Source organism: Aliiglaciecola sp. (assembly GCF_039982535.1).
In the GTDB taxonomy this organism is placed as follows: domain Bacteria; phylum Pseudomonadota; class Gammaproteobacteria; order Enterobacterales; family Alteromonadaceae; genus Aliiglaciecola.
The window spans coordinates 14,056-31,334 of the sequence record NZ_JBDWYG010000062.1; the positions used below are offsets into that span (position 1 = coordinate 14,056).

The 17,279-nt window shown below is 41.3% G+C and carries 19 protein-coding genes; 12 read left to right on the forward strand and 7 right to left on the reverse strand.

The features are described from left to right. The 11 genes from fliI (at position 1) to flhB (ending at position 9,732) form a co-directional block, all read left to right on the forward strand. Positions 1-1,335, forward strand: coding sequence for a flagellar protein export ATPase FliI (fliI, locus tag ABJV04_RS16945; RefSeq protein WP_348492771.1), 1,335 nt, complete (start codon positions 1-3; stop codon positions 1,333-1,335). After that, positions 1,335-1,772, forward strand: coding sequence for a flagellar export protein FliJ (fliJ, locus tag ABJV04_RS16950; RefSeq protein ID WP_348492772.1), 438 nt, complete (start codon positions 1,335-1,337; stop codon positions 1,770-1,772). The genes fliI and fliJ overlap by 1 nt, the downstream gene beginning before the upstream one ends. Positions 1,773-1,888: 116 nt before the next feature. Next, complete coding sequence (locus ABJV04_RS16955) at positions 1,889-4,177, forward strand: flagellar hook-length control protein FliK (protein ID WP_348492773.1); 2,289 nt, start codon at positions 1,889-1,891, stop codon at positions 4,175-4,177. Between the two features lie 92 nt (positions 4,178-4,269). Next, positions 4,270-4,791, forward strand: coding sequence for a flagellar basal body-associated protein FliL (fliL, locus tag ABJV04_RS16960; protein WP_348492774.1), 522 nt, complete (start codon positions 4,270-4,272; stop codon positions 4,789-4,791). Positions 4,792-4,822: 31 nt separating this feature from the next. Next, positions 4,823-5,881, forward strand: coding sequence for a flagellar motor switch protein FliM (gene fliM / locus ABJV04_RS16965; RefSeq protein WP_348492775.1), 1,059 nt, complete (start codon positions 4,823-4,825; stop codon positions 5,879-5,881). Positions 5,882-5,908: 27 nt separating this feature from the next. Beyond that, positions 5,909-6,325: a flagellar motor switch protein FliN gene (gene fliN, locus ABJV04_RS16970; protein WP_348492776.1), complete on the forward strand. Its 417-nt coding sequence runs from the start codon at positions 5,909-5,911 to the stop codon at positions 6,323-6,325. Further along, a complete protein-coding gene (gene fliO / locus ABJV04_RS16975; protein ID WP_348492777.1) occupies positions 6,285-6,785 on the forward strand; it encodes a flagellar biosynthetic protein FliO in 501 nt (166 codons plus the stop codon). Before fliN ends, fliO begins: the two co-directional genes overlap by 41 nt. After that, positions 6,778-7,527 (forward strand): flagellar type III secretion system pore protein FliP, encoded by a 750-nt coding sequence (gene fliP / locus ABJV04_RS16980; RefSeq protein WP_348492778.1) that lies wholly within the window; start codon positions 6,778-6,780, stop codon positions 7,525-7,527. The genes fliO and fliP overlap by 8 nt, the downstream gene beginning before the upstream one ends. 12 nt (positions 7,528-7,539) lie before the next feature. Next, positions 7,540-7,809, forward strand: coding sequence for a flagellar biosynthesis protein FliQ (gene fliQ, locus ABJV04_RS16985; protein ID WP_348492779.1), 270 nt, complete (start codon positions 7,540-7,542; stop codon positions 7,807-7,809). 4 nt (positions 7,810-7,813) lie between these two features. Beyond that, positions 7,814-8,596 carry a flagellar biosynthetic protein FliR gene (fliR, locus tag ABJV04_RS16990; protein ID WP_348492780.1) on the forward strand — a complete coding sequence of 261 codons (783 nt, stop codon included), beginning with the start codon at positions 7,814-7,816 and terminating at the stop codon, positions 8,594-8,596. Between the two features lie 11 nt (positions 8,597-8,607). Continuing rightward, on the forward strand, positions 8,608-9,732 hold the full coding sequence (flhB, locus tag ABJV04_RS16995) for a flagellar biosynthesis protein FlhB (protein WP_348492781.1): 1,125 nt from the start codon (positions 8,608-8,610) through the stop codon (positions 9,730-9,732). A 54-nt stretch (positions 9,733-9,786) separates the two neighbouring features. Here the strand turns inward: flhB and ABJV04_RS17000 are convergent, their stop codons facing one another. The 3 genes from ABJV04_RS17000 to ABJV04_RS17010 all read right to left on the reverse strand — a co-directional run bounded on the left by ABJV04_RS17000 (position 9,787) and on the right by ABJV04_RS17010 (position 11,494). Beyond that, positions 9,787-10,644, reverse strand: coding sequence for a PA4780 family RIO1-like protein kinase (locus ABJV04_RS17000; RefSeq protein WP_348492797.1), 858 nt, complete (start codon positions 10,642-10,644; stop codon positions 9,787-9,789). A gap of 106 nt (positions 10,645-10,750) precedes the next feature. Next, positions 10,751-10,945, reverse strand: coding sequence for a YwbE family protein (locus tag ABJV04_RS17005; protein ID WP_348492782.1), 195 nt, complete (start codon positions 10,943-10,945; stop codon positions 10,751-10,753). Further along, positions 10,946-11,494, reverse strand: a complete 549-nt coding sequence (locus ABJV04_RS17010) for a hypothetical protein (RefSeq protein WP_348492783.1) — start codon at positions 11,492-11,494, stop codon at positions 10,946-10,948. A 131-nt stretch (positions 11,495-11,625) separates the two neighbouring features. Between ABJV04_RS17010 and ABJV04_RS17015 the strand changes: the two genes are divergently transcribed. Then, on the forward strand, positions 11,626-12,132 hold the full coding sequence (locus ABJV04_RS17015) for a DUF3087 domain-containing protein (protein WP_348492784.1): 507 nt from the start codon (positions 11,626-11,628) through the stop codon (positions 12,130-12,132). 93 nt (positions 12,133-12,225) lie between these two features. On the opposite strand, the gene ABJV04_RS17020 is transcribed toward ABJV04_RS17015, so the two are convergent. The 4 genes from ABJV04_RS17020 to ABJV04_RS17035 all read right to left on the reverse strand — a co-directional run bounded on the left by ABJV04_RS17020 (position 12,226) and on the right by ABJV04_RS17035 (position 17,278). Next, positions 12,226-12,939, reverse strand: coding sequence for a DUF3379 family protein (locus ABJV04_RS17020; RefSeq protein ID WP_348492785.1), 714 nt, complete (start codon positions 12,937-12,939; stop codon positions 12,226-12,228). Beyond that, entirely contained in the window at positions 12,932-13,489 is a 558-nt protein-coding gene (locus ABJV04_RS17025) for a sigma-70 family RNA polymerase sigma factor (RefSeq protein ID WP_348492786.1), read from the reverse strand. Before ABJV04_RS17025 ends, ABJV04_RS17020 begins: the two co-directional genes overlap by 8 nt. A gap of 168 nt (positions 13,490-13,657) precedes the next feature. Further along, complete coding sequence (locus tag ABJV04_RS17030) at positions 13,658-15,511, reverse strand: DUF885 domain-containing protein (RefSeq protein WP_348492787.1); 1,854 nt, start codon at positions 15,509-15,511, stop codon at positions 13,658-13,660. Positions 15,512-15,529: 18 nt separating this feature from the next. After that, entirely contained in the window at positions 15,530-17,278 is a 1,749-nt protein-coding gene (locus tag ABJV04_RS17035) for a BatD family protein (protein WP_348492788.1), read from the reverse strand. Position 17,279: the final 1 nt, after the last annotated feature.

A 17,279-nucleotide genomic window follows, 5' to 3' on the forward strand; every position in this document is an offset into this window, starting at 1 on the left:
ATGTCGGAAAAACTACTCGAGCGAATTAAATCATTACAAAGCCAAGTCCCCGAGGCACATACTGTTGCTTCAGGAAAGCTAGTTCGAGGTATTGGCCTCACTCTAGAAGCCGTGGGCTGTCAAATGCCCGTTGGGAGCCAATGTTTAGTACAAACGGTAGATGGACAGATCGAAGCAGAAGTCGTTGGGTTCGCCGAAAATATAACCTATTTAATGCCCACTGAAGCGGTAAAAGGGATTGTTCCTGGTTCTCGAGTGGAACCTCTTTCCCGTGAACCAGGGTTACCTGTCGGCATGTCTTTGTTAGGACGAGTTGTAGACGGCAATGGCCAACCCCTAGACGGGTTGGGGGCGATCAAAGCGGAAAAACGTGTTTCTTTAAGTAAACCACCTATCAACCCATTATCTCGAAAACCTATTTCGAACCCCTTAGATGTGGGCGTGAGAGCCATTAACTCGATGATCACCGTTGGTGAAGGTCAGCGCATGGGCTTGTTTGCAGGTAGTGGTGTGGGGAAAAGTGTGCTGTTAGGCATGATGACCCGTGGCACCTCAGCAGATGTAGTGGTGGTTGGCTTGGTGGGAGAACGTGGCCGAGAAGTAAAAGAATTTATTCAAGATATTTTGGGCGATCAAGAACGACAAAAGTCGGTAGTAGTGGCCTCACCAGCAGATACATCCCCCCTTATGCGCCTCAAAGGCTGTGAAACCGCAGTGGCAATAGCTGAATATTTTCAAGATAAAGGGTTAAACGTACTATTGCTAATTGATTCGTTAACACGATATGCAATGGCGCAACGTGAAATTGCTTTAGCCGTGGGTGAACCACCCGCCACCAAAGGCTATCCACCCTCGGTGTTTGCCAGACTGCCAGCTTTAGTGGAAAGAGCCGGAAACGGTAAAGAGGGGCAAGGTTCTATTACTGCGTTTTATACGGTATTAACCGAAGGGGATGATTTACAGGATCCTATCGCTGACTCAGCACGGGCGATTCTCGATGGGCATATTGTACTGTCTAGAAATTTAGCTGAATCCGGGCACTATCCGGCCATCGATATTGAGTCTTCAATTAGTCGTGTTATGCCCATGGTAGTCAGTGAAGAACACCTAATGGCCAGTCGTCGGATTAAGCAAGTGTATTCCAATTATCAACAGAACAAAGACTTAATTAATATCGGTGCCTATACCAAAGGAAGCGACCCTAGAATGGATTTAGCCATAGCTGCTGAACCCGTCATCAACACCTTTTTGCAACAAGGCATGAAACAAATCTTGCCTTATGATGAATGTATGGAAGCCATGTTGTCTTTGACTAAGGGCTTAGGTAACGGTTAATGGCAGAACGTCAGTTAGAATTAGTCGCCAGGTGGGAAAAAGACAAAGAAGATCGTCTTGCCCATGATTTTCAATTAGCACAACAGCATGCCGAGATGAACAAGCAGAAGTTGACTAGTTTGGAAGGTTACCGCTTGGACTATTTACGTCAGACGCAAATGAAAAGTGCAGGCATACTCAATATCGATAAATTTAACAAATTGCACTCTTTTATCGGCAAGTTAGACAAAGCTTGCCAGCAACAAATGCAAGTACATAATCAGGCCGTTTTAGTTGCTGAGCAACGAAGAGACCTTTGGCTAGCCCAACAGCGCAAACGCAAAGCTGTGGAAATGTTGTTAGATAAAAAGCGTCAGGCACGAGAAGTGAGGAATAATAAACTTGAACAGTTATTTATGGACGAACTTTCCACCCAACGTTTTATTCGCAACCAATAAAGTATGTTTTTTAAGCCCTTTTCCAACAGCAAAATTGCAGGTTGGAACACTCTTTGCTGTATCCAGCTAAGATGATTGATTTAAGCCATAAATCAATGCTGAAACGGGAATTAAAGATGCAAGATATTGCCACCACTAAATCAGAAATTGCCGCCTTAATGACTAAGGTGAATGATTATTCTGGCAACAATATTAGTCAACAGCTAGAGTTTCGCTCGTATTTAAAGCAAGCAGATAAGGTGTATGGCCAACCTGATGAGCCTCGTAAAAATTATATTGCTCAAGAAAATACCAACGCCGCTGAACAGAGCCGACAGTCAGAGCTAACAGAAAAGAGCAAAGACAATTCGCGAGAGTACGCTAAACCTGTAGAGCAAAAATCTTCAGCTCAGACACCTAATGAAACCTCTGATGATGTTGCTTATCCATCGAGTGATAAAGACGGTCTTGTTTCTGACCAACAAGATGTTAATCAACCGCTAACAGCCAACGGCAAAGACATTACTTCAAAGCAGGATACAAAAGAGCCAACGGCAAAATTGCAGAGCAGCGATGAGTTAAAAACAGAGCAAGACACCATTACCTCTAGCGAGCAAGCTAAACAACCGCAAGACAATACTACTATAGGGGATGAAACCTTAGTTGCGGGTGCACTTAACAGTATTAACCAGAATCACGAACAACTTGATGAGGTAATTTCTGAAGACGCAGCAGTAGACGAAGAGAATTTGATTGATTGGTTATCGTTGTTAGAAAAAAGTATCGCCAAAGCGTCCGATAATGTTGAACCGACATTGAATAAAAGTGCTGATAGTGAAACAGACATAGCCACTGAAATACTAGCTCAGCAAACTGATGTGGATGGTGATTTGGATTCAGATTTAACCTTGCTTGATTTACTCTCGCAAAAAGAAAATAGTGAATTGATAGCTGCCGATGCTGCTGCAGAGACCTTGATTGCCAATCCTGAAATAGATGCTGATAATCCACAGGTGATGTTAAATGTTGCGCAAAATCAGCCACAGGCAGAGCCAAATAAACAACAAATAAATGATCAAGTTAGTGAGGAAGCCGGCAGTCTTTCGGTGGAGCAAGAAACTAGCGTCACTCTAGATACTCTAACTACCTTAGTTACTGAATTACAAAGTGCTCTTAATGCATCCGAACAAACCAGTGCCAATGGTGATGCAGAATCCACCGATGAATTGCTCACTCGTATTGGCGAATTGTTAGAACAACTTGATCCTAAGGTTATGGATAAACTAAGGGAAACATTGAGCATAGAGTCAGATACTGTAGCAATGTCAAATAATATGATGTCGTTAGAGGACATTGAAGCTCAAGATACAGTGATTGAAGATATGCAGTTACTGCTGAGTATGTTGCACGTCGCTAATACTAGTGCTAATGCTAGTGATAGCACTCCAAAGGGAGCGGTTAATGGAGAGATACAACAAGATGGCAAAACAACACTAAACTCGCAAACCGCAGAAATTGCCTCGAATACGGCACAACAGAATAATTTATCAAGCAAGCCGATAGACAAGCAGCTTGCCGCTTTACTTGATTTACCAGCTGAAAAACTTGATGCTGCATTGACAAACCTTGCCCAACGTTTAGATCTTAAATCAGCGACTGCTCAAGTTGATACTTCCCAAACAAATCTTAAAACTGACTTTGTGAGTGCGCTGAAAAGTGGAATTGAAGAAGTAAAAGCACAAATGAAGCAAGGGCATCAGCCTGCAATCGACTTATCGGCATTGGTTAACGATGCGGCTAATAAAGTCAATTTAGTACCCATAGTGCCAGAAGTGTTAGATCAGTCGGTGACACGTTTTAACCAAAGCTTAGAATTAACTAGTCAATTAAACGCTAAAATAGAACAGTTACAGCATAATTTTGTATCTGAAAGAAATTTAGTTAAAGAAAACGTAAATCAGGCGCAACATTTGCAGACTAAACAAGGTCAGCAAATAGCTCAATTTGATAAGGCGGTGAATATTACCCGCAATGAAGGTTTGCAGCAGTTAACGGAAAAGGTTCGTTGGATGGCGAATCAAAACAATTTACAAGCTGAGATCCGTTTAGATCCGCCAGATTTGGGCGCAATGAAAGTACGCTTAAATATGTCCGGCGATACAGCTAGTGTAAATATTGTGGTGCAATCACAGCAAGCTAGAGATGTGTTAGATCAAGCTACGCCTAGACTTAAAGAGCTCCTTGAGCAACAAGGTATTGAACTTGGACAGTCTTCAGTGCAGCAAGAAAGTAGTAATAACAGTGAACAAGATTCAGAATATGTGGGCACTAATCAGGGCGACGAAAATATGCCGGCAGAAGAGTCCCAGGTTATTGAGCAGCGAATTTCTAATGGCAGATTAGGCGGAATAGACTATTTTGTGTAATAGAAGTGCTAATGAGCGATTAGAATCGTTTAGTTAGCGCAATTTATTGTTACAATGCACAAATATGCACACTAAACATAACTGAGAAGACGATGGCAGAAGAAGAATTACAAATGGAAGAGGGCGGCAAAGGTAAGATGATTATCATAATCATCGTAGCCGTAATCCTAATCGGTGGCGGTGCCGCAGCGTATTTTTTAATGGGTAGTTCAGATGAGCCTGAAATGGCTGCTGATTCTGAAATGTCTCAAGGTGCGTCTGATGATGGTGCTGAAATGTCTTCTGCGAATAAGGGAACTGCTTTGTATGTAGCAATGCCGCGTCCGTTTGTTTTTAACGTCCCAGGACAAGGTAAAGACCGTCTAGCACAAATAAAAGTGCAATTAATGGTGCGTGGAACAGACAACGAAGAGATGGCAAAAATGCATGTGCCGCTCATTGAAGGGACCTTATTAAAGGTTTTCAGTAGTTCAAACGCAGATGATTTAGTCACTGAAGCTGGCAAGGTAGCGTTAAGAGACCAAGCGGGCAGAGAAGTACAAAAAGTATTAAAAGAAACAGTCGGCAGTGAAGTGGTAGAGCAAGTGCTTTTCACTGGCTTTGTAATGCAATAATCGGTAAATGTTGATTTAAGCGAGCAAAACTTTGAGCGATTTATTATCACAAGACGAAATTGACGCGCTACTTCACGGCGTTGATGATGTTGAAGAAGAGGATACCGAAGATCTCGAAACCGATGGTTCGATGATCGAGTATGACTTTTCTTCACAAGACCGCATTGTGCGTGGTCGTATGCCCACGTTGGAAATTGTTAATGAGCGATTTGCAAGGCACATGCGGGTGAGCTTGTTTAATATGATGCGTCGTTCTGCAGAAGTGTCTATCAACGGTATTCAAATGATTAAGTTTGGTGAATACATACATACGTTGTTTGTCCCTACCAGTTTAAACATGGTGCGTTTCAGACCACTCAAAGGCACTGGCTTAATTACCATGGAAGCACGTCTTGTTTTCATTTTAGTGGATAACTTTTTTGGTGGTGATGGTCGTTATCATGCAAAAATTGAAGGTCGCGAATTTACCCCCACAGAGCGCCGCATAACCCAAATGTTACTGAAGTTGATATTTGAGGATTATAAAGAAGCCTGGGCTCCGGTTATGGATGTTTCTTTTGAGTATTTAGACTCAGAAGTGAACCCAGCAATGGCCAATATAGTCAGTCCAACTGAAGTGGTGGTCATTAGTTCTTTCCATATCGAACTAGATGGTGGTGGTGGTGATTTCCACGTTTCTTTGCCGTACTCTATGTTAGAGCCCATTAGAGAGCTCCTAGATGCGGGTGTTCAAAGCGATAAAGAAGATACGGATCTGCGCTGGAGTAAAGCACTTCGGGATGAAATTCTCGATGTGACAGTGGCGGTTTCAACCCACATGTTAGATGTGGATATCTCCTTACAACGATTAATGAATTTTGAACCTGGGGATATTATTCCCATTGAAATGCCTGAAACAATTACGGTTTTAATTGAAGACCTACCTACATTTAGAGCCAAACTAGGTCGTTCTCGGGACAATATAGCAGTAAAAATTACTGAGAAAATTCCACGACCCACTTCAGTTAAATCTGAATTGCAATTATTAACGAAAGGCGGACGCCGAATAGACAGTGATGCTGAGCTTTCTATACTTGAGGAAGACTTATGAGCGTCTGCAACAACGAGGTAAAGAACAATGAGTGAAGATGATGCAATGGACGACTGGGCTGCAGCCATGGCTGAACAAGCTGACGAGGAAGGTGCAGAAGGTAACGCTGGCGATAAAGAAGCCGAAGTGTCGGTAGCTGAACTGGATGAATTATCGGAAGATGCGCCTATCACCCAAAAAGAAAAGAAAAAACTCGATACCATTTTAGATATACCTGTAACGATTTCCATGGAAGTTGGACGCAGTCATATTAGTATCCGTAATTTATTACAATTGAACCAAGGATCCGTTGTTGAATTAGACCGAGTCGCAGGCGAACCTCTTGATGTGTTAGTAAATGGCACGTTGATTGCTCATGGAGAGGTAGTGGTCGTCAACGATAAATTTGGGATTCGGTTAACGGATGTTATTAGTCAAATCGAGAGAATCAAAAAGCTTAGGTAATAAAAACTCATATAAAACATGGGTTTGGATTATTCTGAGCCCATTATTCAGCCTTTCTAAAAGTGCTTTCGCGCAAGTCGATAGCCTATCAAACCCTACTTCGGTAGTGTCAATTTTTCTATCATTATTATTGGTTATTGTGATCGTTGTGGTGTTGGCGTTGCTAATGCGACGGTTTAATGTCACTGCTACGGGAAATGGTCAGCTTCAAGTCGTGGCATCTATGGTGGCCGGCACCCGAGAGCGCATTATGGTCATCGAAGTCGGGAATGAGCAGCATTTAGTTGGCGTAACTGCAACAAATATCAATCACTTAGCGAAGCTTGAGCAGTCCTTAGAAAAACCTTCCAGTTCCACTTCAGAGAGCTTTAAAGATAAGTTAACTCAAGCACTTGCCGGTAAAATTAACCCTAACTTTGATAAAAGCCAGCAGCAAAAAAGTGGACAAGACAATGATTAAATATTTACTTGTATTGTTAAGCGCCATTTTATTGGCTCCTGCTGACGCACTAGCGGCACCTGGTGTGGATGCGTTAACCATCACCACAAATCCAGACGGTACTCAAGATTACACTATGACGTTACAAGTGCTGGCGATAATGACCGCACTGAGCTTGTTACCTGCCTTTGTGATGATGATGACTTCGTTTACGCGAATTATAATTGTACTGTCAATTTTGCGTCAGGCCATAGGTTTACAGCAGTCACCTTCAAATCAAATATTGATTGGTGTGAGTTTATTTTTATCAATGTTTATCATGGCGCCGGTATTTGAACAGATCAACGAAAATGCCTTGCAACCCTACCTTAATGAAGAAATGACCTCCTTAGAAGCGTACGAGCAGGCTAAAGTGCCAATGCGTGCCTTTATGCTGTCGCAAACTCGTATCAAAGATTTAGAGACTTTTGTTCAGTTAGGCGATATGCAAGGCCAGTTTGATGACCCATCTGAAGTGCCTATGAACGTGTTGATCCCTGCGTTTGTGACAAGTGAGTTAAAAACCGCGTTTCAAATAGGTTTTATGCTGTTTATTCCCTTTCTCATTTTAGATTTAGTGGTGGCATCCATCCTAATGGCAATGGGGATGATGATGTTATCGCCAATGATAGTGTCTTTGCCCTTTAAGCTGATGCTATTTGTGTTAGTCGATGGTTGGAATCTGATTTTTGGCACTTTAGCGACAAGCTTTGGCTTAGGGTAGGGAGGTTCAACTATGTCACCAGAAGTCTTCGTCGAAATTCTAAAAGAAGCTCTGCAAATGGTTATTTTGTTGGTTTCGGCGATTATTTTACCGAGTTTATTCGTGGGCCTGATTGTCGCGGTATTCCAAGCAGCAACGTCGATCAATGAACAAACCATGAGTTTTTTACCCCGTTTAATTGTAACTCTCTTAGTTTTGAGTTGGGGAGGCCATTGGTTGGTGCAAAAGCTAATGGACTTTACGTTCACCATGGTTGAACGAATACCTGAAGTCGTGGGTTAGTTTTTTGGAATTTGCAGCTTCAACCATTACCGATTATATGGCAGACATGTTACTGCCATTTATGCGTATCTCTGGTTTGTTTGCCGCGATGGTGGGAATTAGTGCGAAAACGGTTCCCACTCCCATTCGTACTTTGTTGACGCTTTTTCTTACCCTCTTAATCATGCCAGTGGTGCCGCCGGTGGATATCTCTGAGATATTTTCTGTCAGTACTTTTGTATTAATTATTCAGCAATTAATTATTGGTTTAGCAATTGGGTTTATTTCAGCCATGATGCTCGATACCTTTGTAATCGCAGGACAAGTGGTAGCAATGCAAACCGGTCTGGGTTTTGCCTCAATTGTTGACCCTGTTAATGGAATTAATGTGCCAGCGGTAGGTCAGTTCTATCTGATTTTAGCTACCCTGTTGTTTTGGGCATTGGACGGTCACTTGGCAATGATCCGTATGGTAGTGATGAGCTTTGAGGCTTTTCCCATTGGCGAAGCTTGGTTTCAACCTGAACAGTTTAAAGAAATTGCCCATTGGGCGAGTTGGATGTTTGTTGCCGCGGTAACATTGTCTTTAGCGCCCATTGTCTCATTATTACTGGTGAACCTGGCGTTCGGCGTAATGACAAAGGCCGCGCCTCAATTGAACATTTTTAGTATTGGTTTTGCCATTGCGCAAATTATGGGTTTATTAATTATCTGGTTAACCATGGATAACTTCACCCATCATTTCGAATTACAATGGCAAAGAGCTCAACAGTTGATGTGTAATTTGCTGCAAGTATGCGCGAATTAAGGAAAGCATAGATGGCTGATTCAAGCGAAAAAACAGAAGACCCCACGGCAAAAAAGAAAGGCGACACCCGAAAAAAAGGTCAGATTGCCCGATCCCGTGAATTGTCCACCACTTTGGTTTTGGTGGGAAGCGCTATCGCCTTTTTATTAATTGGTGAACGCATTGCCGCTGCCTTGTTCCAAGTGATGCAACGAACCTTCACCCTTTCCAGAGATGAAAGTTACGATTTTAACCATATGTTTCAAGCATGGGGATATGCCTTTGAAACCATCAGTATTCCGGTATTGTTCTTTTTGTTAATCGCCATGATTGCCGGTATCTACGGTAGTATCGCCTTAGGTGGGTATAATTTTACTTGGCAATCAACCAAACCTAAAGCCAGTAAAATCAACCCGTTAGCCGGTTTCAAACGGATGTTTGGGGTTAATGGTTTGGTGGAGCTACTCAAAGCTATTGCTAAGTTTGTCGTGGTCGCATCTGCAGCTTATATTGCTTTCGTGGTTTTCCAAGATGAAGCATTGCATTTAGATATGGAGTTATATCCGCGCAATCTTTTTCACGCTATGGATCTATTAGCATGGGCATTTTTATTCTTATGTTGTGCGTTAATTCCAATTGCGGCCTTTGATGTGCCCTATCAGACTTGGAAACATGACAAACAAATGAAAATGACCAAACAAGAAGTCAAAGATGAACGCAAAAATTCTGAGGGTGACCCTCTAGTAAAAAGTCGAATTCGCAAACTTCAATATCAAGCTGCGGCGAAACGGATGATGCAAGAGGTACCAAAAGCCGATGTCATTGTTACTAACCCAACACACTTTTCAGTTGCTTTAAAATACGATAAAAACGGCACTACCGCGCCTATTTTGGTTGCCAAAGGGGCAGATGAATTAGCCATGCATATTCGAAAAATAGCGGGGGCACATGGTATTCCTATTATCTCTTCACCACCGTTGGCTCGGGCGATATTCCACACCACTGAGGCAAATAGCGAAATACCAGAGAAGTTATTTATGGCTGTCGCCCAAGTATTAGCCTATGTTTATCAGGTTAAAACCTTCAAGAGCGGCAAAGGCAAACGTCCTGCACCACTTAGTAAAAATCTGCCCATACCAGAAGATATGCGTTATTAAAAAGTTCGTGGGTAAATTGGTATTAAACAGAACAGGTATACGTAAGCGCTTGACCTATTCATCGCTGTTAGCGGCGCGGATACGTGCTAAGCGTTCTTCTTCTTCAGCAAAAGCGGCTTTTATTTCTTCTAAAACATTATCCACATCAGCTGCACTTTGATCGAACTCAAACTGCCCAGTTAATTCAGTCTCTGGAGTCAATTCACCAGCTTCAAATAATGCCCACATTTCTTCGGCGTAATGTGTGTTAAGCAACTCTGGGGCAAACTCACCGTAATATTCTGTCATATTACGTACGTCCCGCTGAAGCATACTAAATGCATTATTATTCGCCGCTGCGTTGACCGCTTGCGGCAAGTCAATGATCACTGGTCCATAATCATCAACTAATACATTGAATTCCGATAAATCGCCGTGGACTAAACCAGAACATAACATCAGCATCACATAAAACATGACCTGAGCATGATCTTCTAAGGCTTGTTCTTTAGACATTGAAACGTCGTTTAATCGGGGCGCAACTTCACCATTGTCAACGGTGACGAGTTCCATCAATAACACACCATCATAACAACCGAAAGGTTGGGGCACGCGAACACCGGCTTTTGAAAGGGTAAAAAGTGCGTCTACTTCGGCATTTTGCCATGCATCTTCTTGTTGCTTTCTACCAAACTTAGAGCCCTTCTCCATGGCTCTAGCACGACGACTATTTTTAACTTTGCGGCCTTCTTGATACTGCGCGGCTTTTTTAAAGCTACGCTGCATTGCTTCTTTGTATACTTTGGCGCAACGGATTTCGCCTTGGCTTTTTACCACAAACACAGTCGCCTCTTTACCGCTCATAAGCTGGTAAAGCACTTCATCAATAAGCCCGTCTTCGACTAATGGTTGTAAACGTTTTGGAATTTTCATGGCGCGTTTATACAGCACTCACACTCGTTTTTAAATAGCTTTTGGCTGAATTATTTGATTTTTAATTGAGCAAATAGCTGTTTTTAAACCTAAAGTTGAGTTGATGTTAAGACTCAATTTGCTTAACTCTGCCAACTTGACCATCTTCCAGACGCACCTTAATGCCGTGAGGATGGTTAGGTGACTTAGTGAGTATGGCGGAAACAACGCCTTGGGTAAGATTACCGCTGCGCTGATCTTGTTTTAAAACAATCGACACATTCGCACCTATCTTGATATTCGAGCGTTGAGTGCCGTTCATTTATTTTGTCCTGTTAAATTTAGTTTGATATTCATAAGCGGTTAAAACCTTGTCAATAAAGCTTAACCAAATCTCATTTGGTTGCCAAATTGCTAACATATCTTGTCGAGCAGCTTTTTCTGGTTTGTGTAGTTGCGTTACCTGGTATAAGTAAGTGAAAACCGAGCCTCGCATATTGACACGGCAATGGGTGAGGGTAACCCCTTCATTTTGCCTAAACCTTTGCATTACTGAAACGTATTCTTGAAAGTTCTCAAGGGTGGGGTTTTCCCATTCAACAGCAATATTATGATAATTCAATTGAATACTATCGATTAAACTTTGATGCTCTGTTCTATCCCCAGGAATTAAATCAACAACATTGTGTAAACCTAACTTCTGTAACTGTTGTAATTGTTGTTTAGTCGGTAATCCCGAACTCACCATTCTAGGAGTATTAACCTGATAGTTTTTTAGCTCTGGCATGGGTACATCGAGTGCATGTTCAGAGGCAAAGGTACTAAACATAAAACAACAGCTTATCAATAACACATATGTAATCTTCTTCACGAGATTTTTCCTTCGTTATTTACCGAAATTAGATTTATTCGGAACTAGTATAAAATACTTTTTAGTTAACAGAGTAACTTAGTTACAATTGCATACATTAAAATATTTATTAACGTTGTACTCAGCTAATTATGCACCTTACAGATATTAACAAAGCACTTTATCGCAAACGCTTAAATCGAATTATAGTCGCCTGCGTGATCACCTTCGCTGCCGGCAGTTTAGGTATTTCTCAACTGCTCATAATGTTATTTCCTGATGAAAGTGGCAGTCATTTTCATTGGAATTTCCTCGGCGTATTAATTAGCGCGATCAGCATTGCTTGGTTATTAAATAAATACCGAACTCATGAGTTTATGACTGAAGTTGTTTATGTTTGGGAATTGAAAAAAGCACTGAATAAAATTAATCGTAAAATGACGAAAATTAAGGCTGCAGCCCAAACTGGAGATGTGAATGCATTGATTACTCTGCAATACTGTTATGCAGGCTCTCGGCAACTTTGGCAACTCGATGATAATACCATTACCATGGAAGAGTTAGCGATTCATCAAGCTGAACTCGATGCAATGGCCGCACAGTATAATTTATCTTTAAATGCTAATGATTATGATGAGGGAATGTTGAAACAATTCTGATGAGAGTAGGTGGTTAGCTTAATGTCAGTTGATGCTAACCTATGTAGGTTAGCATCAACTGATGAGTTTTAAGTAAACTTTTTGAAAAAGTTACTAAGCACTAAAACGTAGTGTTTTTTGCAATTTCTCTTTCATTTTCCCCACGGACTTACCGTGCTCACCAACGACAATAACGTTAGCTTGATGGCTGCTAAACATTTGGCCTTTCAACTGATTGCCAGAAAAGTTTTCATCGCTATGCATATCGTTCGTTTGCGGCACAACAAAAACCGTTATCTTTTCACCATCTTCAGACTCCAAAACCATATGGAAACTGCGAACATTGTCGAATACACAAAAATTAGCAAAATAAATTCTGCCTACTTTTTGAGTGAACTCAGCCCCAAGATTGGCCAACTGAACATTGACATTATCTAAGGAAAAATCACCATCGACTTGCAGCGCATATCCATTTCCCTCTTGAGTAACGTGGGCTAATGCATGCTCGCCTAAGTCAATCCCTGGTGGTTGTTGAAACAGACTAACACTAATACCAATAACAAAGGCTACTGATGCCGCTACCGCTAAATGTATACGACTTTTAGTTCGCTGTGTTTTCACCACTTCTGTGGATTGTCTTAAAATTAACTTTTCAGCTAAGTTTTCTGGAACAGAGATGCTAGCCGCTTTAGCAATAGATTCGTCTAGCTGTTTAACCTCGTCCCAAAATTTTTGCTTCTGGGCATCTTCTTTCGCTGCCTGTATTACGTCGTCATCAGCACAATTAGGGTCTGCGTAAATGGTACGACGGAATGTTAAATCATCCATTTTTATAACCTCTACTGTTATTTGATTTCTCTAAAGCTTCTTTTAATTGACTGCGGGCTCTAAATAATCGGGTCATTACTGTATTTTTGTTTAGGTTTAATTGCTGAGCAATTTCGTCTCCGCTATAACCGTACATAACCTGAAGTATGAGGGGTTCTCGGTATTCTTCGTTTAAACCTGCCATTAGTAACCTGAGTTCTTGATACTCAATTTCTAATTCGTTTGACAAATTATCCCCTTCCAATGTCACATCATCCATGTCGACTAAATCAAACTGTTTACGTTCAAATCTTCTAGCATTTTCGCGTCGAAGAATGGTTATTAACCAAGACTTAGCAGCTTTTTCATCTTTAAGTGAATCCAACGATTTCCAAGCGCGTAAAAAAGTTTCCTGAACAATATCTTCAGCTACAGCTTTATCTTTTACTAACCAGTAAGCGTACCGAAATATATCGGCATGAAGGCTATGTACCAGTGCCTCGTATCGTTTTTGTTTTGCTACCACATCATCAGAGACCGAGTCATTGGCAGATTGCTTTCGAAAAAACATAAGTTCTTAAACCTTTTTTATTAAGTTTATGATTAGTAAAAGAATTAAATTTAAAAAATGATTGCATGAAATCTAGGCTATCACCCTAACTATTCATAAAGTAATAGACAATAAAAAATCCGGCGGTGACCGGATTTTCTAATAAATGTCTTCGCTTAGTCAGTATAGTTATTTCTGGCTATCTACCCAAGCTTTTATCTTATCTTCTAATACATTAAGGGGGACTGGACCGTCCTTTAAGATTTCGTCATGAAACCCGCGAATATCGAACTTTTCGCCCAATGTTTGTCTAGCATAATCACGTAGTTCCATGATTTTTAACTTACCAATCATATAAGCGGTGGCTTGGCCTGGCATAGCGATGTAACGTTCAATCGCTTTAACTGAATCACCCTCAGGATTTGGTGTATTGTCCACAAGATATTGAATGGCTTTTTCACGACTCCATTTTTGCGAATGAATACCGGTATCCACCACTAGACGGCAGGCTCTCCAAAGCTCCATAGCTAATCGTCCAAAGTCAGAATAAGGGTCTTGATAGAACCCCATATCTTTGGCTAATTCTTCGGAATATAATCCCCAACCTTCAGTATATGCAGTGAAAGACACGTACTTTTGGAATTCAGGAATACCATCTAATTCTTGAGCAATAGCTCGTTGCATATGATGTCCAGGAATACCTTCATGATAAGCCAAAGCTTCCATCTGATAGGTTGGCATATCTTTCATATTATATAGGTTAGCGTAGTAGCTACCCGGTCTTGAGCCGTCTTTCGAAGGACTTTGATAAAATGCTTTGCCTGCTGATTTTTCGCGGAAGGGTTCCACACGTTTCACAATCATTTCTGCTTGAGGCATTAATCCAAAATACTCTGGAATTTTGTCTTTCATCACGTTGATAAGGGCAGTGGCATCAGCTAAATACTGCTCACGGCCAGTGTCATCATTTGAGTAATAGAATTGCTCACTGGTGCGCATAAAGTGGAAGAATTCTTGAAGTGAACCTTCAAAATTCACTTTATCCATAATTTCTTGCATCAATGTATGGATACGTTCTACATGTTTAAGGCCGATATCGTGAACTTCTTGAGCAGAGAGATCCGTTGTCGTAAACCAAGCTAAACGGTTGTCATACCATTTGTCACCGTCGGGTAAGCGCCAAACTCCATCACCCTCAGGGGATAGTTCACGTTGAATTTCTAACTCGCCAATAAGTGCTTGATAAGCCGGTAAAACAGACTCCTGCAGCGCATCTCTAGCTTGTTTTTTTAAGCCAGTTTTTTCGGCGTTAGAAATATCTAACTCTTCCAATTTTTGTTGAAAATCATTCCAAATGGTGGAGTCTTCTGCTGATTCAATAAACGGGTTTCCGCTAATCACATTTTGTGATGCTTGAATCATTTGATCGTAAGACCATTTCGGTGGGAAAACACCTAACTTTTGTCTAATTTTAAGTTGCTCTATTACTTGCCCAAAAAGTTCGTCCACTTTGTCTAAGCGAGAGATATACGCCTCAGCATCCTTAACATCTTTGACTCTGTGGATATTCACTAAAAAGCTAGGAACAACCGTATGATAAGCGCGGAATTGATCCATTATATAGGTGTGATGTCTAAATTTATCATTTTCTAAACGACGTTGAATATCGACTTTAGCAATTTCTAAGCTCATTTTTTCTTGCTGATTGAGTTGCTCTTTATCGAAGCCCTCTAAGTCTTTTAATCGTTCCTGCAAAATGGCTATATATTGATCGGAGGCTTGGTCAGAAATATCGTCCCACTTACCGTAGTCCCATTTATACCCTAAATAACTTTGAGACATAGGAGAGCGTTTCAAATCTGCTTCGAACATATCTGCGAAATACGTAGCAAGCTTTTCCGACTCGCTGAGTTCAACTTGTTCATTGAGTGGTTTTTCAACCTGAGTTTGCGTATCTGGCGTAACGTTTTGCGCCGGTTCAGAGCAAGCAATGAGTCCAAGTGAAATCAGACTTAATGGAACAAATTGTTTTAAATTTTTCATGATGTACTTTTCCTGGCGTTAAGTCGCAACCCGTTGGGAAGCATATAGAGGATGCAACGAAGACGAATTATTTTTATTTTTTATTATATTTTTACGTAAACGTGCTAACACGGCTGCTAGGGTATCACTTTTCCAATTTTTGTCACCTTGCGCATATTGGCTGGCGAACATTGATTTCAGTTCTTCTTGCAACTCTGAGCTTGAAATATCATTTTCATCGAACAATTTTGTATTATAAGAATCCGCTAAGCTGGACTGCCATTTAATAAAAGCAGGGTAAATTTCACTCGATTTATGTCCCTTCAATGTAGATTTGAGTTGCTTCCAATTTTCAGTCTCTAACTCACTGGTATGCAACTCTTGGGTCGTTGAATGGGCCGCTGTTCTAGGCTTACGGTTTAACCACCAAAGCAGTAGCGTTAACAGCCAAACTACAAGAAGAACCCAACTACTAATACTCCAAATGGATTTTTCGGTTACAGTGACTACCTTAGGAGTTAATGGACTACCGCTGTCATTATCCAAATCACTAGGAGACTGAGGTTCCAACACTGGGGTAGGCGTCTCAGGCAGAGTATTGGTTTGAGTAGATGTCGAGGATGCAGCTACTTCAACGCTGCGCGCCGGTAACTCTGCGTATTCGGTTTGTTTGGTTAAGGTATTAAACCAGGCTACTTTCACCGGCGGTAAAACAAAGTTTCCAGCGCGATTTGGAATGATTGCAATATTTTCTACCCGTTGAGCAATGACATTATCTTCTCGAGTAACCGAGGCGGTTGTAGCTTGATCAGGATAAACCTTAAAATCAGGTGGATAACGGCCTGAAATTTGCGGTAATTGTTGTTCTGAAACACCCAAAACAGATAACGTAAGGGTTCGAGTAATAGGCTCGCCTACAGTGGCTTGTGATAAATCAGGTTGCCACTCTTCATTTAATTGCACAAACTCACTGGGTAACCAATGTCCGTCAAAATCCGATGGAGTAGGTTGCACATCTAAAACAACGTCTGGAGCAACGCGGTTGATAGGACGAGTCTGATTAAAGTAACTAAAGCTATTTTGGCTGCGATCAATGACTTCCGCTTCGAATAATGGGCCTTTAATTTTAACTTGGCCACTAGTTTGCGGGATTACGGCGTAATTGCGTTCGATTATGCGGTAGCGCTGGCCATCAACAATTTCAGAGTAATCTTTATCTTTTCCAATAAGACTAATATCTGCGTTTTCCAAAATAGGTTCAGACAAACTTCCTCGCTGCAAACTCGTGGCTAGATGGATTTTTACCTTATATTTCACCATTTGTTGTACATAAGGTTGGCCAACATCTACTTCAGCAGTGATAAAGGCTTCTCGAGCTTTATTATTGCTTGCTGCGGAGACAGGAATAATTCTAACGGTAATGGGTTGCGTTGATTTGCCGCCCACATCGAAGGCGGGAATTGTAAAGGTTCCTTCTTGTCGCGGTATTAAAATGGTTGTCCAGGTAGTCGAGCGTGTAGTATCGAAATTAATCACACGAGTTTGCGTGCTCACAGAGGTTCGGCCCACAACAAAGTCGTCTTCTAATACACTAGGGTCAAAATCAGAATTGTTAGCACTGCCATAGGCAACCACTGATAACACAATAGATTCATCCGCCATTGCTGGATTTTTGTCCACGCTGGCGGTCACGCTATCAACTTGCGCATACACAGCAGTTACTTTTATTAAGCTAAAAAGCAATAGGGTAAATAACAGGGTTTTACGGGTTAACAATTTAACTAACATG

What these genes read in the sequence shown, in the direction of transcription:
- fliL (WP_348492774.1), top strand. Translation starts at nt 4,270, where the DNA reads ATGGCAGAAGAAGAATTACAAATGGAAGAGGGCGGCAAAGGTAAGATG.
- flhB (WP_348492781.1), top strand. Translation starts at nt 8,608, where the DNA reads ATGGCTGATTCAAGCGAAAAAACAGAAGACCCCACGGCAAAAAAGAAA.
- fliJ (WP_348492772.1), top strand. Translation starts at nt 1,335, where the DNA reads ATGGCAGAACGTCAGTTAGAATTAGTCGCCAGGTGGGAAAAAGACAAA.
- fliN (WP_348492776.1), top strand. Translation starts at nt 5,909, where the DNA reads ATGAGTGAAGATGATGCAATGGACGACTGGGCTGCAGCCATGGCTGAA.
- fliO (WP_348492777.1), top strand. Translation starts at nt 6,285, where the DNA reads ATGTTATTAGTCAAATCGAGAGAATCAAAAAGCTTAGGTAATAAAAAC.
- ABJV04_RS17005 (WP_348492782.1), bottom strand. Translation starts at nt 10,945, where the DNA reads ATGAACGGCACTCAACGCTCGAATATCAAGATAGGTGCGAATGTGTCG.
- ABJV04_RS16955 (WP_348492773.1), top strand. Translation starts at nt 1,889, where the DNA reads ATGCAAGATATTGCCACCACTAAATCAGAAATTGCCGCCTTAATGACT.
- ABJV04_RS17035 (WP_348492788.1), bottom strand. Translation starts at nt 17,278, where the DNA reads ATGTTAGTTAAATTGTTAACCCGTAAAACCCTGTTATTTACCCTATTG.
- ABJV04_RS17020 (WP_348492785.1), bottom strand. Translation starts at nt 12,939, where the DNA reads ATGGATGATTTAACATTCCGTCGTACCATTTACGCAGACCCTAATTGT.
- fliQ (WP_348492779.1), top strand. Translation starts at nt 7,540, where the DNA reads ATGTCACCAGAAGTCTTCGTCGAAATTCTAAAAGAAGCTCTGCAAATG.
- fliP (WP_348492778.1), top strand. Translation starts at nt 6,778, where the DNA reads ATGATTAAATATTTACTTGTATTGTTAAGCGCCATTTTATTGGCTCCT.
- ABJV04_RS17000 (WP_348492797.1), bottom strand. Translation starts at nt 10,644, where the DNA reads ATGAAAATTCCAAAACGTTTACAACCATTAGTCGAAGACGGGCTTATT.
- fliI (WP_348492771.1), top strand. Translation starts at nt 1, where the DNA reads ATGTCGGAAAAACTACTCGAGCGAATTAAATCATTACAAAGCCAAGTC.
- ABJV04_RS17030 (WP_348492787.1), bottom strand. Translation starts at nt 15,511, where the DNA reads ATGAAAAATTTAAAACAATTTGTTCCATTAAGTCTGATTTCACTTGGA.
- ABJV04_RS17025 (WP_348492786.1), bottom strand. Translation starts at nt 13,489, where the DNA reads ATGTTTTTTCGAAAGCAATCTGCCAATGACTCGGTCTCTGATGATGTG.
- ABJV04_RS17015 (WP_348492784.1), top strand. Translation starts at nt 11,626, where the DNA reads ATGCACCTTACAGATATTAACAAAGCACTTTATCGCAAACGCTTAAAT.